Genomic DNA, 15,417 nt, shown 5'->3' with positions numbered 1-15,417 from the left:
AATGAAACGTATTAAAGTTCAAATGAAACAAAGTGAAAAAAGCGATTCACTTAAAGTTTGGCTAGACTATTTTATTTTAGCTCAACTTATTAAGCAACTAGATATCTCAAGTAATACGAAGAAACTCGTATTATATAAATCATTACAAATGAAGAAGGGATTAAACACGTATGATTCACAATCAAAATAGAGTTTTTAAAAAAGCGTGTTTTTACCAACGTGTAAGTACTAAATCACAAGATGTTGAAATGCAAGTTCAAGCAGCCGCTCGATTTCGTGGACAATATGCAGAAGATGAAATCATTACTATCAATGAACACGGCGTTTCTTCTAACAAACTAAGTATGAAAGAGCGTAAGCATTTGCTGGAGTTTATTGAACGCGTTAAACGAGATGAAATTCATACCCTTTATGTTTATGATCGTTCACGACTCACAAGACGATTTTATGAATATTTCTGTCTGTATAGCTTACTTTGGGAACATAATGTCGAAGTTATATTTACTACAACGGATCCTTCTTATCCTCCCTTCTCACGCAATACCGTTACAGAAGCAATTAATGCTCTGCTTACAGAGGAGGAAGGAAAACATATAAGTAGACGTTTACATGATTTGTATAGAAAAACGCCGGTTACTAAGTTTGGCTATCAATCAAAACTTAGTAACGAAACGAAACAGTATATAAAACATCCAGATGTTGAAGATGAAATAACTATATTTCTAAACGCTTTAACGTACATTGATTGTTTAGAAGACTTATTAGTAGCCGCAACTAAGTTAAAAAAGACTTCGAAGCGCACATTAAAAATGATTCTCTCAATGTGTATCGATCCCTTTTATTGTGGTTGCGAGAAGACAAATGATAAGTTATTTCCACTTACACATGTTGAGCCATATATAACGGTTGAACAATTTCGTCAAAACGAAGCGAAATTCGAGCCTTTACTTCGTGACCTTGCACTACAGCAAACTGAACTCGAATTACAAGACCTCTTTTCAGTGATATGTGGGCACTGTGGAAAAAGGCTTAAATATGAAATTACAGCTACTGCTAGCGAAGCCTATTACTATTGCAACTGCGCCAAAAATAAAAAGGAACGCATTCGATATCGAGTTGAAGAAATAAAAACGGTAGCTATTACCGCTGTAAAAAATAGCTTACAGAATCTTAACACTGACTATATTCAATCTGTAACCATTCAACAATTACAAAAGGTCATTACTCAATTGTCTACTGAGAAGATGGAACGAATTCGAGAACTCCAACAAGAAGAACATCGATTTTCATTACAGAATTTGAGAGCAGAAAATATAGAAGTTCTTCAAAGAGGCATTCAACGAATCCAAGACATAAAGTCAGCATGCCTCGAAATTGAATCGGATATTAATGTTTGTCAACTAACACTTCAATGCTTAAAAGAAAATGTAAGTATCGTTCAAAATCAACTAGTGGAACAACAATCTGAAGTGGAATTAATACGACTTATTCCTACCATTATCGCTGATATCATTGCTTATCACGACAAAATTGAAGTTGTTCAATTTTTCTATGATAAAAACCAATCACAAGAAACATATCAAGTAATTGAGGTGAATGAGTAATGACACTAGCAGCAGGATATATTCGGTACTCTTCTTCCAAGCAAGAAGGAAATAATTCAGTAGAAATACAACGTAGAGAAATGCTGAATGCGGCCAATCGAAATGAACACCAATTGCCTAACCAATTCATTTTTATCGATAGAAAGGTAAGTGCTTATCGTACGAAAGCTGAAAATCGCTCCGCACTAAACGATCTAAAAGAAACCGTCAAGAACAATAAAGACATCATGTTTATCTATTTCTATGATTATTCGCGTTTAGATCGTACTATCTTTTCTTTTGTAGAAGACTTTTATTTCGATTTAAAGCAATATCGACCTGATGTCAAAATTCTTTTATGTACGACTGGCACCGTTTTTGACCCGGAAGATCCACGTACAAAATTAGAGTTCATTATCGCAAACTTTGAATCAGATAAAAAAGCGAGATTAATTTCGGAATCACAAAAAAACGCTTTAGAAAAACAGCTGCGCCCCGCAGCGAGCACACCATATGGTTACACAATGATTGAAAAAACGCTTTATCCGAATAACAATGCACCTATTGTGGCCTGGATTTTCTTTCTTTATTCATGGGGTTTCTCTATGAATAAAATTGCTCAAATATTAAATACGGATAAAGTTCCACCGCCAAGAGGAACACAATGGCGTACTAATACGATTGAACAAATATTATTCAATACGATTTATCAAGGAAAACTAACATGGAATTTTACTAGTCGATTTAATCTGCAGTTTGAATGGGAAGACGTACATGACCCCATCATTCCAGATTTCCTTTATAAAATGACGGAACTAAATAAGGCATTAAAAATAAAACTTGAACGGTTTGATACCCCGTTTCTCTTATTAAACATTGCCTATTGCTTTCATTGCGGACAACCTTTATCAAGTCGTAATAGCTCGACGAAACGAAATGGAAAAACATATGGCTATCGTTACTATCAATGCATGAATTGTGATTACTCAATAGATATTACGAATCTTCACGAATACATTCTTATTGAGTTAGCAACACATTTAACAAATGATTTAGAACAAATAAAATCGGCTGTTTTAATGTATATTGCTAATTTTACTCAGTCGATTCAAGAAGCTATACGCATCAAACAAGATGATAAAAAACGAATGCAAATAAATATGGATTTCATAGAGGAAAAACCTGAAGGTCTTCCAATCGAAGTCAAAAAAATTGTCCAACAAGCTCTTGATTGCATTACATATGAAATTTCCGAACTCGAAAAAGATTTAAAGCGAATTAAATCCTTTTTCAACGAGGAGCAGCTCGAGCTATTCTTTAACCAGTTTTCAGGGATAGACGTTTCTGCATTACTTCGATCTGAACAACGTTTTATACTCTCACTATTTATTGAATCTATTTCAATTACTAATCAAGGAGAGTATCAACTATTCTTCAAAAAGCATCCTTTTGATTAAAGGAAAGACAGATTATCGAAATCAATTAAATTACTGAAACAGATAATCGAAAAAACAAAGTGTTATTTTAACTTTGATAAAAACACAAGTGGAAAACCTCTCTAATTAAGCGGTTTTCTACTTTCTTTTCATAAGAATCTATACAGAAAAGGATACTTTACTGGATAGATTTTCGAAACATATATTCCAAGTATAGACACATTATCGAAATATATACATAAATACAATTTGGAGGGGTTTAATTATGAATCAAACAAAGCAATACACAACTTGGGAGTCTCTACCCGATACATTAACAGCATCGCACATCGCACAATTTCTTGGAATCTCAAGAAAAACAGTCTATGAATTATTCAAGCTACATGTAGAACACGGAGGCATCCCAAACTTTGATATTGGCGCTTCTAAGCGAGTAGAAAAATCCGATTTAGCCATGTGGATCGCCAATCAAAAACAGAAAAAAGCTGAAGCAATGTAGGTTAGGAGTTGAAGAGGAAAAAGAATTTCTTCTCCTCCTCTCATAACAAATAAACAAAACGTATCTGCTACATACGCAGTGGAAATAATAAATAATCGCAATAACATTTCATTAAAGAAAAGAGGTTTACGAATTTGAAAGGACATTTTCATCGCAGAGGCTGTACATGTAAAAAGAAACGATGCACATGCGGATCTACTTGGAGCTTCGTTATAGATATCGGTAGAGATCCTGCAACAGGAAAGAGAAAGCAAAAGACAAAAGGAGGATTTCGAACAAAGCAGGAAGCTGAATCAGCTGCTACAGAGCTTATTTATGAAATCAATCAAGGCATGTATGTACAGGAACAGAACGTCGTCTTCAAAGATTTTGCAAACGAATGGCTTCTTATATATAGTGAGAAGAATAATGTAAAACCTGGCACTATTCGTATTCGACAGCACGAAATCAATAAATTATTGCCTTACTTCTCTCTTTTAAAGCTAAAAGACATCACAGCCAAACGATACCAGGATGCTTTAAATGATTTAAAAGAAAAAGGTTACGCTGACAATACATTGGATGGTGTACATCGTACCGGAAGAATGATTTTCAAGAAGGCAATTGAAATGAGAATCATTAAAAATGATCCAACAGAGTTCGCCTATTTGAAGAAAGATAGAAAAACCATTGAGGAATTAGAAGAACAAGAGATCCCTAAATATATGGAAAAGGAAGAGCTAGCGTTACTACTGCAAACATCCTCTCAAAAAGGATTGGATTTGGATTACTTAATCTTCCTTACTCTTTCCTACACAGGAATGCGTGTTGGTGAATTAGTAGCACTTAAGTGGAAAGACATTGACTTCGAAGAACATACAATCAGCATTACGAAAACATACTATAATCCGACTAATAACACGCTGAAATATCAACTAGTACCACCTAAGACTAGAAGATCTAAGCGAACCATAGTCGTTGCTGAAGATGTTATTGCAGCTCTTAAAGAGCATATGGAATTACAAAGGAAGGTTAAGGAACGATTAGGTGCTACCTATCTAGATGAAGAATTCATTTTTGCTAAGCATGACAGACATCCTGGCTACCCTATTTTCATTAAGACCGTCGAAAACCGAATGGCTCGATTACTGAAATTAGCTGGACTAAACACAGAGCTTACTCCCCACTCTTTACGCCATACGCATACATCTTTACTTGCAGAAGCAAGAGTAGGCCTAGAAGAGATTATGGATCGATTAGGACATTGTGATGATGAAACAACGAAGAACGTTTATCTTCATGTAACGAAAGAAATGAAAAAAGAGGCTTCTCATAAATTTGCTCAATTAATGAGTAGCCTCTAATCGGGCAAGAAATGTTAGCAAAATGTTAGCATTGCTCTTATCCCTTATTTAAAAACCTTGTATATCAAGGGTTTTGGGGGCAGATTACATCATGCCGCCCATTCCACCCATGCCGCCCATGTCAGGCATCATTGGTGCACCAGCGTTTTCTTGTGGCTTGTCAGCAACTACTGCTTCAGTAGTTAAGAACATAGCTGCAACTGATGCTGCATTTTGAAGTGCAGAACGAGTTACTTTGGTTGGGTCAACGATACCAGCATTGATCATGTTTACCCACTCGCCAGTAGCTGCATTGAATCCAGTTCCCACTTCTTCGCCTTTTAGACGTTCTACGATTACAGAACCTTCTAAACCAGCGTTGTGAGCGATTTGACGTACAGGCTCTTCCATTGCACGAAGTACAATGTTTACACCAGTAGCTTCGTCACCTTCAGCAACGATTTCAGCCACTTTGTTATATACGTTAAGAAGTGCAGTACCACCACCAGCAACGATACCTTCTTCAACTGCTGCACGAGTTGAGTTTAATGCGTCTTCAATGCGTAGTTTGCGTTCTTTAAGCTCAGTTTCAGTAGCAGCACCAACTTTGATTACAGCAACGCCACCAGCTAATTTAGCAAGACGCTCTTGAAGTTTTTCACGATCGAATTCAGAAGTAGTTTCTTCTAATTGAACGCGAATTTGGTTAATACGAGCATCGATATTGTTTTTATCTCCAGAACCTTCAACAATTGTTGTGTTTTCTTTTGTAACAACAACTTTTGCTGCACGTCCTAGTGACTCGATACCAGCAGATTTAAGGTCACGACCAAGTTCTTCAGTGATTACTTCTCCGCCAGTTAGTGCAGCGATATCTTCAAGCATCGCTTTACGACGGTCACCGAATCCAGGAGCTTTAACAGCCACTGCATTGAATGTTCCACGAAGTTTGTTCACTACAAGCGTTGCAAGAGCTTCCCCTTCAACATCTTCAGCAATGATTAATAAAGGTTTACCTTGTTGAACCACTTGCTCAAGAACTGGTAGGATTTCTTGAATGCTTCCCACTTTTTTGTCAGTGATTAAAATATATGGATTTTCTAAAACAGCTTCCATTTTATCAGAATCTGTTACCATGTATGGAGATGCATACCCACGATCGAATTGCATACCTTCTACAACATCTAACTCAGTTGTGAAACCTTTAGATTCTTCAATTGTAATAACTCCGTCGTTTCCAACGCGCTCCATCGCTTCAGCAATTAATTGACCTACTTCTTCATCAGCTGCAGAAATAGCCGCTACTTGTGCGATAGATTCTTTGTTTTCGATTGGCTTAGAAATAGCTTGTAATTCAGAAACAGCTTCTTTAACCGCTTTTTCAATACCTTTACGGATACCCATTGGGTTAGCGCCAGCTGTAACGTTCTTTAAGCCTTCACGAATCATCGCTTGAGCAAGAACTGTTGCAGTAGTTGTACCGTCACCAGCAATATCATTTGTTTTGCTTGCTACTTCAGCAACTAGTTTAGCTCCCATGTTTTCAAAAGCATCTTCTAATTCGATTTCTTTTGCAATTGTTACACCATCATTTGTAATAAGTGGTGAACCGAATTTTTTCTCAAGAACCACGTTACGTCCTTTAGGTCCAAGAGTAACTTTTACTGCATTTGCAAGAGCATCTACACCACGAAGCATCGAACGGCGAGCTTCTTCACTAAATTTAATATCTTTAGCCATGTTTCATTACCTCCCTAGAATATTCACGTTTATTAATAAATAAGTATAGTATTAGCCAATTACTGCTAAGATGTCTGATTCACGTAAGATTAAGTATTCAGTACCTTCATATTTCACTTCAGTACCAGCATATTTTGAGAAGATGATACGATCGCCAACAGCAACCTCTAAGGCTACTCGCTCACCGTTATCAAGTACATTTCCAGCACCTACTGCTACAATTTTACCTTCTTGAGGTTTTTCCTTTGCAGTATCTGGTAATACGATACCACTTGCAGTTTTTTCTTCTGATTGAACTAGTTCAATAATAACGCGATCACCTAATGGTTTTAACAAGAAAAACACCCTCCTCAATAACAATTCATAAAATTTTTCTATTATTAGCACTCAACTATATTGAGTGCTAACACAATTAATATAATAAATAAATTCGCACTATTTTTCAAGTATTTGTCTTTAAAAAAAATCCCTTCCCTTCAACAGATTCCAACAATATTCTTCCTAAGTGATCTAAACCTTCTACAGTATGCTACAAATTACTCTCTTTTATAATAAAATTTTGCAAAAAGAAAATTTTATAGAATTTGAAAAAAGGAATGGTTTGTAACCTTTCATCAAAAAGAAGTACAATAATAGATATGTAACTTCAAAAGGAGATAATAGTGTGAAAAAAGAATATTGGTATGTCATCATGGTGTATATTGCCATGCAATTATCCGGTATTATTGGTGCTCCTCTCTTTAAATATATTGGTCTTGCAATGGGAGCTTCTGAAAATACGATAAATATCTATGCTACTGCCTATTGGTCTATATTTAGCTTTATCGTAGCTTTAATTATTACACTGATTTTAATGAGAAAGGATTTTGGTTCAGCTAGTTGGATAAGAAATGAACCTCCTGCACCAGTGGGTATGTCCATTCTTTGGGCTATAGCGGGAATTTTTCTAGCTTTCTTCGCTCAAACTATTGCAGCAAATATAGAAAGATTAATTGGAATCGAAGTAGGCTCCGAAAATACTCAAACCCTTGTAAATGTGATTTCTTCTGTTCCATCATTTGCTATAATAACTTCTATAGTTGGACCAATACTAGAAGAATTGATATTTAGAAAAATTATTTTTGGTTCTCTTTATAAAAAAATGAATTTTATATTAGCCGCATTAATTAGTTCGATCATATTTGGTTTAGCACATCTAGAATTTGAGCATATCATTCTATACACCGCTATGGGATTCACCTTTGCATTCCTATACGTTAAAACAAAACGAATTATAGTACCGATTTTTGCTCATGTCATGATGAACACTACAGTTGTTATTGTGCAGCTAATGTTCCAAGATCAAATAGAAGATATGATGAAACAAGTCGAACAAGTGCAAAGCTTTATTGGAGGATTACTATGAGACGTCAGTCACCCTTAACTTCAGGTATCATTTACATCATACTTGGAATCATTTTTACTGCTCTGGCTATTAATTATGTATCAGCCGATGGATGGAATGTATTATCATTCCTAATAGTATTTTTAGCAACCATTGATTTCGGATCTGGAATCCGTTTAGTAATGCTACATTTCCGGTTAAAGAGAATGCAAAAAAAGAAACCTTAAATAATGGCATCTATACTCTGATTACTCATTATAAGCTTATATGATTTTATAAAACATCATATAAGCTTGAAATGAAGAAGAGGTTATCTAAAGATAAATGATATATTACCTTCAGATAACCTCTTTTCTATTCCTGTTCTTGATGCTCTAATTCGATGTCATGTATATCTTCTATTGGGTAGTGCTTTAAGAAATATACAAGCGATTGTAATTCTACCGCTAAATCAATATGATGGACACGAATAGAAAGTGGAACATTTAATCTTGCTGGTGTAAAGTTTAAGATTCCTTTTACATTAGCACCAACTAAACGATCCGTGATAGGTTGTGCTACAGGAGCTGGGACGGTTAGGATTGCAACCGTTACTCCTTCTTTTTGTAGAATCTCTTCCATTTCATCCATGTCAAAAATGGTAACGTCACCTATTTTTGTACCGATTTTTTCCTTATCAACATCAAAAGCCATTTCAATCTTCGTATTATTGTTTTTCAAAAAATTATAATGCAAAAAAGCAGTCCCTAAATTTCCTACCCCAATTAATGCGACTTTCGTTAATTCATCTTGATCAAGTGTCTTTCTAAAAAAAGATAATAAATAATTTACGTTATAACCGTAACCTTTTTTACCTAACGCTCCAAAATAAGAAAAATCTCTACGAATTGTAGCGGAATCTACTTTTACAGCTTCACTTAGTTCAGCTGATGAAACACGTTGCTTTCCTGACGAATGTAAATTTTTCAAAAAACGATAATACAAAGGTAATCTCTTTGCTGTTGCTTGAGGAATTTTTATGTTTTCCTGTGGCATAATCTGCTCCCCCCATTATAATTGCTCTTAAAGTTCAATAAATTATCTATAATAATCAGGGCTTGAATTTCTTACTATTCCTACTCGAAAATATTTAATTCAATAATTATACCTTTATCTTGTCATATGCACATAATGTAATTATTGCAAAAACAGTTGTAAACGCTTCCACAGTAATAATGTTCGAAACATTTAAAATTAATAATTGCGCAAAATATAATATAATTATGAACTTTCTATGCCTTTTTGATTTCATTAAGTATAACAGAATGGATGAATAAGTATGGATTAAGCAATCCTCTTATTAACATTCCATTTCATAGAAAGAACATCCCCTTTTTCAGGTGTAACAAAGCTTTTGTCTACCAATGGCTTTGTTACCCGTTTAACTGGTCTCTTTTATCCCAATCTTAACTTTACCAATCCAACTGATTAAGTTACTTCTCCCATCTATTACCCCCTTTACATTGATGATACACTATTTTCACAATTTTGTGCCACAGTTTGTACTGTTTTTCACAATTTATATTCCTTTAATTGCTCCAATAGTGTGTTTCGTATACACTATCAGTAAGACAACTGAGGTGAATAATATGATTGTGTTACAAGTAAATAAATTATCGAAATATTATGGAGCTGAGCAAATCCTTTCTGATATAAAGCTAGAAGTACAAAAAAGGGATCGTATAGGTCTAGTAGGAAGAAATGGTGCCGGAAAATCAACCTTGTTAAAAATCATTGCTGATCAAATGTCCTATGATGATGGAGAAATAATAAAGCCAAAGGATTTATCTTTAGGTTATCTAGCACAGAATACGGGTTTACATTCTGAGCGCTCCATTTGGGATGAAATGTTAACCGTATATACACCATTAATTCAACTTGAACAGCAATTACGATCACTAGAACATCAAATGACATTACCAGAGACGTATAACAACGATGAAAAATATCAAAAAGTTTTAAAAGACTATGATGAGCTGCAAATTTCTTTTAAAGAAAAAGGAGGATATCAATACGAAGCAGATATCCGATCTGTTTTACATGGTCTTCAATTTCAGCAGTTCGATTATGCAACCCCCATTTCTTCGTTAAGTGGCGGACAACGAACAAGATTAGCTTTAGGGAAACTATTGCTCTCACAACCAGACCTTCTCATCCTTGATGAACCTACCAATCATTTAGATATTGAAACATTAACTTGGCTAGAACAATACTTACAAAATTACAAGGGTGCAGTACTAATCGTATCCCATGACCGTTATTTTATGGATAAGGTCGTTTCTGTCATTTATGAATTATCTAGACATACGATTAAAAAGTATCATGGAAATTATAGCTATTATCTTGAACGCAAGGCAGAAGACTACCAACGAGAAATGAAGCAGTTTGAAAAACAGCAAGAGGAAATTGCTAAATTAAATGATTTTATCCAAAAAAATATCGCTAGAGCAACTACTACTAAAAGAGCTCAAAGCAGGCGCAAGCAATTAGACAGGATGGAAATAATGGACCGTCCTCAAGGTGATGAAAAATCCGCCTCTTTCTCATTTAAAGTCAATAAACCTACAGGACATATCGTCTCAACTATCTCTGATGTAAGTATCGGCTTTAATGATCAGGCCATTTCTAAACACATTAATATAGCCATAACAAAAGGCGATAGTATTGCATTAGTAGGACCAAATGGTGTTGGAAAAACAACGTTATTAAAAACTATTATTGGTCGACTTCAAGCTATTAATGGACAAATTTCCTTTGGCTCAAATATTGAAATTGGCTATTATGATCAAGAGCAAGCCAATTTATCTTCTAATAAAAAAGTATTAAATGAACTTTGGGATGAATACCCATTAACAAATGAAAAAGATATTAGAACTGTCCTTGGAAACTTCTTATTCTCTGGAGACGACGTATTAAAGCCTGTTTCTGCACTAAGTGGTGGAGAAAAAGCACGTCTTGCACTAGCTAAGCTAATGATGCAGGGAGCTAATTTCTTAATACTGGACGAGCCTACTAACCATCTAGATTTAGATAGTAAAATTATCTTAGAAAATGCATTAGTGGATTTTCCAGGAACTATTCTTTTTGTTTCACATGATCGATATTTCATTAATCGCATAGCTTCAAAAGTCATTGAATTATCCACAAATGGAAGTGAAGAATTCCTAGGAGACTACAATTACTATCTTCAAAAGAAGGAAGAACAAGCTGAGCTTGAGTTACTAGAACAAAGTACATCAGCTACTCCTACAAAGGCTAACGATGAAAAAGCAAGCTATCAGATGGATAAGGAAACAAAAAAACGTCAGCGTCAAATAAAAAGAAGAATTGAAGAAATTGAAAGTCAGATAGAGAAGCTAGAGGTAATCATTTCTCAGCAACATGAACTTCTTTGTGATCCTGATATATATCAAGATCATGAAAAAGTAGTTCAAATTAATGATGTTATTCATGAATCAAATACCGAATTAGAAAAATTAATGGAAGAATGGTCTGATTTAGAAGCTGAACAAATCTAAGATTCTCTGTTCCATCCACATATCCAGAGGTAATACTCTGGATTTTTCTTTTGTTTTCAGAATTCTGTGGATAAATAAAAATTCACAACCTCTTTTTGTGAATAAACTGAATTTTTTGTTGATAACTAATGCATTTTTTGTGGATTATGTGGAAAACTTATGAACATCCCACTATTATCGGCTTTATATTGTGGATAAAAAAGTGTATAAGTTATTAAGTCTGTGGATTTCTGATAAACTAAAAAAATGAGCTTACTGTTATCTTTGTGAAAATCCCTCAATCTATCTTTCACTTTACTTATTTTCCTATTTTTCTTGTGAACAAATAAATGAAGGAAGGTGTGCCAAACATAAAATTTTGGCACACCTTCCTCTTCTGTTATCTTTCAAGATCAAGTCCTGGATTTGCATTTAGGTCATATCCAGATCTATGTCCTTTTTCAAACATGACACTTCCAATAGCAGCAATCATTGCTGCATTATCCGTACATAAAGATAATGGTGGTATCACTAATTCAACTGAAGGAATGTTATCAAAAGTTTTTTGTAACTCTGAACGAAGCCCTTTATTGGCTGCTACACCACCAGCTAATAATACTTGTTTAACATGATATTCTTCCGCAGCCTTACGTGTTTTTTCGACTAGTACCTCAATAACACTATTTTGAAAACTGGCTGCTAAATCTGCTGGTTCAATATGCTCTCCTCGTTGCTCTGCATTATGAAGCGTATTAATTACAGCAGATTTTAAACCACTAAAGCTAAAATCATACGAACCTTCTTCTAACCAGGCTCTTGGTAATTTAACAGTTGGTTGTCCCTCATGGGCAAGACGGTCAATATGTGGCCCACCTGGATATGGTAAATGTAATGTTCTTGCTACTTTATCATAAGCTTCACCAGCTGCATCATCTCTTGTTTCACCTAATACTTTAAACTCACCATGCTCTTCCATATATACAAGTTCAGTATGACCACCTGAAACGACTAATGATAAAAGCGGAAATTTCATTTCTGTCACCAATCGGTTGGCATAAATATGACCAGCAATATGGTGTACACCTACTAAAGGAATATTATGTGCAAACGCAACTGCCTTAGCAGCGTTTACTCCAATTAGTAGGGCACCCACAAGTCCTGGACCTTCTGTCACTGCAATTGCATCAATATCCTCATAATTTAAGTTTGCTTTTTCCAAAGCTTCTTCCAACACCAAAGTCATAGACTCTACATGATGACGTGATGCTATTTCAGGTACTACGCCACCAAATCGCTTATGGCTCTCGATTTGAGAAGCGACTATATTTGCAACAATCTCATGTCCGTTTTTTACTATGGCTACAGCGGTTTCATCACAACTTGTTTCAATTCCTAATATATATTGATCCTTCACTCTATGTTCACCCACATTACAATCGCATCCTCTTGGTTATCACTATAATAATTTCTTCGAATAGCTCCTTTTTGGAAACCTAATTTGGTATAAAGAGATTGAGCTACTGTATTAGTCTCTCTTACTTCTAATGTCATTCTCTCAATATTCTGCTCTTTACACTGTTCAATCATTTTACTTAGCAATGCTTCCCCCAAACCTCTTCCACGAAATTCAGGCAAAATGGCTATATTGGTAATATGAGCTTCATCTACAACTAACCATGCTCCACAATATCCAATAATTTGTCCTTCTTCTTCTAGTACAAGATAAGTAGCAAATCGATTTTGGTTCAATTCATTATAAAAAGCTTCCCTACTCCAAGGTAAGGTAAAGCATCTCTCTTCTAATACCATAATGGCATCTAAATCTCGTTCTTCCATGAAACGAAAAGAAAGGGTTTGGCTCATATCATTCTCTCCTTTATCCCGTTTTAACTAGCGCTATGTTCATAACTTCAACATATAAAGATTAAGCGTTAGTAAAACTTGAATGACACAACTACTATCTATACAAAATACATCCAACAAACAAAGCTTCACTTTATTTGACAGAGTTATTCTTTTGTTGTTCAATCCAATTCGCTTCAGCCTCAGCAAGCCTTATATAATTAGGTACAAATTCATGGACATCTTCCGGTTCTAAACCCTTCCCAAGGAGCGCCAATACACTTGGTCTAGGAACTAACTGAGCTTCATCAGCAAAGACAGCTTGCTCACCCAGATAAGTTAATAGCGTTTCTTGATGAATGAAATAGTCTGAGCCAATGAATAGTATATCTTTATCTAATGTCCGTAATTGCTGTGCCCATTCACTACTTTGGATAATCGTATCCTCTTTAACAGCTACTAACTCTCCTTGCTTATACTCATATAAGCCTGTATAAATTTGACCTCTTCTTGCATCAAATAATGGAGAAATGTAACCATCAAAGTATTTTCCATTAGCTGCAAGAACTTTTAAACTTGATACACCTGAAATTGGGATCTTTAGTGTCCATGCTAGAGTTTTAGCTATTGTTACGCCTATACGTACTCCAGTGTAAGATCCAGGACCTTTAGCTACAACAATTTTGTCTAAATCACTAGGCTTAACATTACAATCATGCATCAACGTCTCAATAGCAGGCATAGCACGCACTGAATGATTTTTTTTAATATTTGTTATGTACTCACCAATAATCTGGTTGTCCTCTATTAAGGCTACACCTAAAGCATAATTGGATGTATCTATGGCCAGTATTTTCATGATAAAATCTCCTTACAAAATTCAACGTACTTTTCGCCTTTTGGTTCAAAAATCAGTTTTCTTTCATTATCATTTTGATAAAGAATTCGGATCGCTAACAGCTCATCTGGTAATTGTTCTTGAATTAAATGAGCCCATTCAACAATTGTTACTCCGTTCCCTTCAAAATATTCATGAAAACCTAAATCTTCAAATTCATCTTCAATTCGATAGACATCCATATGATATAAAGGCAATCGTCCTTTATATTCTTTTATAATAGTAAAGGTAGGGCTATTTACATTCTTTGTAACACCTAATCCTTTTGCCAACCCTTTTGAAAAAGTGGTCTTACCCGCCCCAAGATCACCTTCTAATGTAATCACCATATTTTCAAATGCTAAGCTACCAATTCTATTAGCAAGGGAATGTGTTTCCTCTGCTGAATGTGATACTACTTCATACTGTTTCATCTATTTATCACCTGCATAGTCCATTTGATTAACTTATTAAAATATACACTGTTAAGAAGAGCACAAACACACCCATGTATTCTCTTATTTTCTTAGCCTTGATAGCTATTTTATAAAAGAGTTAGGTACTTTGAGCAAAACAGTCATCTAAACGTAAAATATACTCTCTTATCTTTTAAAAAAACCTTAGAAGTACAACTCCTAAGGATTCTCTTACATTGTAGTTTACCTTTTTTTAATATAATAAACAAATTCACAACTTGTATTATCTCATAATACAGATGCTAATTGTACAAAATACCATCATATTTCTCAAACAACAAAAAAAACGAAACAAAGTTTCGTTATCGCTTTATAATATGGCGGTCCCGACGGGAATCGAACCCGCGATCTCCTGCGTGACAGGCAGGCATGTTAACCGCTACACCACGGGACCATTTGGTTGCGGGGACAGGATTTGAACCTGCGACCTTCGGGTTATGAGCCCGACGAGCTACCAGACTGCTCCACCCCGCGACAATATAAATGCCTGGCAACGTCCTACTCTCACAGGGGGAGACCCCCAACTACCATCGGCGCTGAAGAGCTTAACTTCCGTGTTCGGAATGGGAACGGGTGTGACCTCTTCGCCATCATTACCAGACATATTCTAATGAATAATCAACTTCGCTCTTCATCGTCAGCTTTCCTCACTCACATCCTCACTTATCTAAATAAGTTCCGGTGTTCGCTCGGTCACTTCCTTGAATAGCTCGCTGCTAATT

15 protein-coding genes, 2 tRNA genes and 1 rRNA gene are annotated in these 15,417 nt (G+C 35.3%); 8 read left to right on the top strand and 10 right to left on the bottom strand.

Translation table 11 applies throughout. From position 1 onward, the window contains the following. Window position 1: 1 nt before the first annotated feature. The 5 genes from BN349_RS21815 (at window position 2) to BN349_RS21795 (ending at window position 4,861) form a co-directional block, all read left to right on the top strand. A complete protein-coding gene (locus BN349_RS21815; protein ID WP_019244439.1) occupies window positions 2-190 on the top strand; it encodes a hypothetical protein in 189 nt (62 codons plus the stop codon). Then, window positions 171-1,604 carry a recombinase family protein gene (locus tag BN349_RS21810; protein WP_019244438.1) on the top strand — a complete coding sequence of 478 codons (1,434 nt, stop codon included), beginning with the start codon at window positions 171-173 and terminating at the stop codon, window positions 1,602-1,604. The genes BN349_RS21815 and BN349_RS21810 overlap by 20 nt, the downstream gene beginning before the upstream one ends. Continuing rightward, on the top strand, window positions 1,604-3,040 hold the full coding sequence (locus BN349_RS21805; RefSeq protein WP_019244437.1) for a recombinase family protein: 1,437 nt from the start codon (window positions 1,604-1,606) through the stop codon (window positions 3,038-3,040). The genes BN349_RS21810 and BN349_RS21805 overlap by 1 nt, the downstream gene beginning before the upstream one ends. Window positions 3,041-3,284: 244 nt before the next feature. Continuing rightward, window positions 3,285-3,518 carry a helix-turn-helix domain-containing protein gene (locus BN349_RS21800; protein ID WP_019244436.1) on the top strand — a complete coding sequence of 78 codons (234 nt, stop codon included), beginning with the start codon at window positions 3,285-3,287 and terminating at the stop codon, window positions 3,516-3,518. A gap of 134 nt (window positions 3,519-3,652) precedes the next feature. Next, the gene (locus BN349_RS21795) at window positions 3,653-4,861 is read left to right on the top strand and encodes a site-specific integrase (RefSeq protein WP_019244435.1); all 1,209 of its coding nucleotides are present in this window, start codon (window positions 3,653-3,655) and stop codon (window positions 4,859-4,861) included. An 84-nt stretch (window positions 4,862-4,945) separates the two neighbouring features. Here the strand turns inward: BN349_RS21795 and groL are convergent, their stop codons facing one another. Both groL and groES read right to left on the bottom strand, forming a co-directional pair. Further along, window positions 4,946-6,580 carry a chaperonin GroEL gene (groL, locus tag BN349_RS21790; protein ID WP_019244434.1) on the bottom strand — a complete coding sequence of 545 codons (1,635 nt, stop codon included), beginning with the start codon at window positions 6,578-6,580 and terminating at the stop codon, window positions 4,946-4,948. Between the two features lie 51 nt (window positions 6,581-6,631). Continuing rightward, window positions 6,632-6,916, bottom strand: a complete 285-nt coding sequence (gene groES, locus BN349_RS21785; RefSeq protein ID WP_019244433.1) for a co-chaperone GroES — start codon at window positions 6,914-6,916, stop codon at window positions 6,632-6,634. A 328-nt stretch (window positions 6,917-7,244) separates the two neighbouring features. Here groES and BN349_RS21780 point away from each other — a divergent pair, with 328 nt between their 5' ends. Further along, window positions 7,245-7,985 (top strand): CPBP family intramembrane glutamic endopeptidase, encoded by a 741-nt coding sequence (locus BN349_RS21780; RefSeq protein ID WP_019244432.1) that lies wholly within the window; start codon window positions 7,245-7,247, stop codon window positions 7,983-7,985. Next, window positions 7,982-8,191 carry a YdiK family protein gene (locus BN349_RS21775; RefSeq protein ID WP_019244431.1) on the top strand — a complete coding sequence of 70 codons (210 nt, stop codon included), beginning with the start codon at window positions 7,982-7,984 and terminating at the stop codon, window positions 8,189-8,191. Before BN349_RS21780 ends, BN349_RS21775 begins: the two co-directional genes overlap by 4 nt. Window positions 8,192-8,318: 127 nt before the next feature. On the opposite strand, the gene BN349_RS21770 is transcribed toward BN349_RS21775, so the two are convergent. After that, window positions 8,319-8,999: a redox-sensing transcriptional repressor Rex gene (locus tag BN349_RS21770; protein ID WP_019244430.1), complete on the bottom strand. Its 681-nt coding sequence runs from the start codon at window positions 8,997-8,999 to the stop codon at window positions 8,319-8,321. 593 nt (window positions 9,000-9,592) lie between these two features. Here BN349_RS21770 and BN349_RS21765 point away from each other — a divergent pair. Next, on the top strand, window positions 9,593-11,521 hold the full coding sequence (locus BN349_RS21765; RefSeq protein ID WP_019244429.1) for an ABC-F family ATP-binding cassette domain-containing protein: 1,929 nt from the start codon (window positions 9,593-9,595) through the stop codon (window positions 11,519-11,521). Between the two features lie 379 nt (window positions 11,522-11,900). Here BN349_RS21765 and tsaD read toward each other — a convergent pair whose 3' ends face one another. The 7 genes from tsaD to rrf all read right to left on the bottom strand — a co-directional run bounded on the left by tsaD (window position 11,901) and on the right by rrf (window position 15,296). After that, window positions 11,901-12,914, bottom strand: a complete 1,014-nt coding sequence (tsaD, locus tag BN349_RS21755; protein ID WP_034295054.1) for a tRNA (adenosine(37)-N6)-threonylcarbamoyltransferase complex transferase subunit TsaD — start codon at window positions 12,912-12,914, stop codon at window positions 11,901-11,903. Next, window positions 12,911-13,363 carry a ribosomal protein S18-alanine N-acetyltransferase gene (gene rimI, locus BN349_RS21750; protein WP_019244426.1) on the bottom strand — a complete coding sequence of 151 codons (453 nt, stop codon included), beginning with the start codon at window positions 13,361-13,363 and terminating at the stop codon, window positions 12,911-12,913. The genes tsaD and rimI overlap by 4 nt, the downstream gene beginning before the upstream one ends. Window positions 13,364-13,496: 133 nt before the next feature. After that, entirely contained in the window at window positions 13,497-14,201 is a 705-nt protein-coding gene (gene tsaB / locus BN349_RS21745) for a tRNA (adenosine(37)-N6)-threonylcarbamoyltransferase complex dimerization subunit type 1 TsaB (RefSeq protein WP_019244425.1), read from the bottom strand. Next, complete coding sequence (tsaE, locus tag BN349_RS21740) at window positions 14,198-14,653, bottom strand: tRNA (adenosine(37)-N6)-threonylcarbamoyltransferase complex ATPase subunit type 1 TsaE (RefSeq protein WP_019244424.1); 456 nt, start codon at window positions 14,651-14,653, stop codon at window positions 14,198-14,200. The genes tsaB and tsaE overlap by 4 nt, the downstream gene beginning before the upstream one ends. Before the next feature lie 360 nt (window positions 14,654-15,013). After that, a tRNA-Asp gene (locus tag BN349_RS21735) sits at window positions 15,014-15,089 on the bottom strand. Window positions 15,090-15,092: 3 nt separating this feature from the next. Continuing rightward, window positions 15,093-15,169: transfer RNA gene (locus tag BN349_RS21730), tRNA-Met, on the bottom strand. A gap of 11 nt (window positions 15,170-15,180) precedes the next feature. Then, window positions 15,181-15,296, bottom strand: a 5S ribosomal RNA gene (rrf, locus tag BN349_RS21725). Window positions 15,297-15,417: the final 121 nt, after the last annotated feature.

This window comes from Bacillus sp. AP8, from assembly GCF_000321185.1.
Classification (GTDB): domain Bacteria; phylum Bacillota; class Bacilli; order Bacillales; family DSM-1321; genus Bacillus_AD; species Bacillus_AD massilioanorexius.
This window is presented reverse-complemented; position numbering and strand designations above follow the sequence as displayed.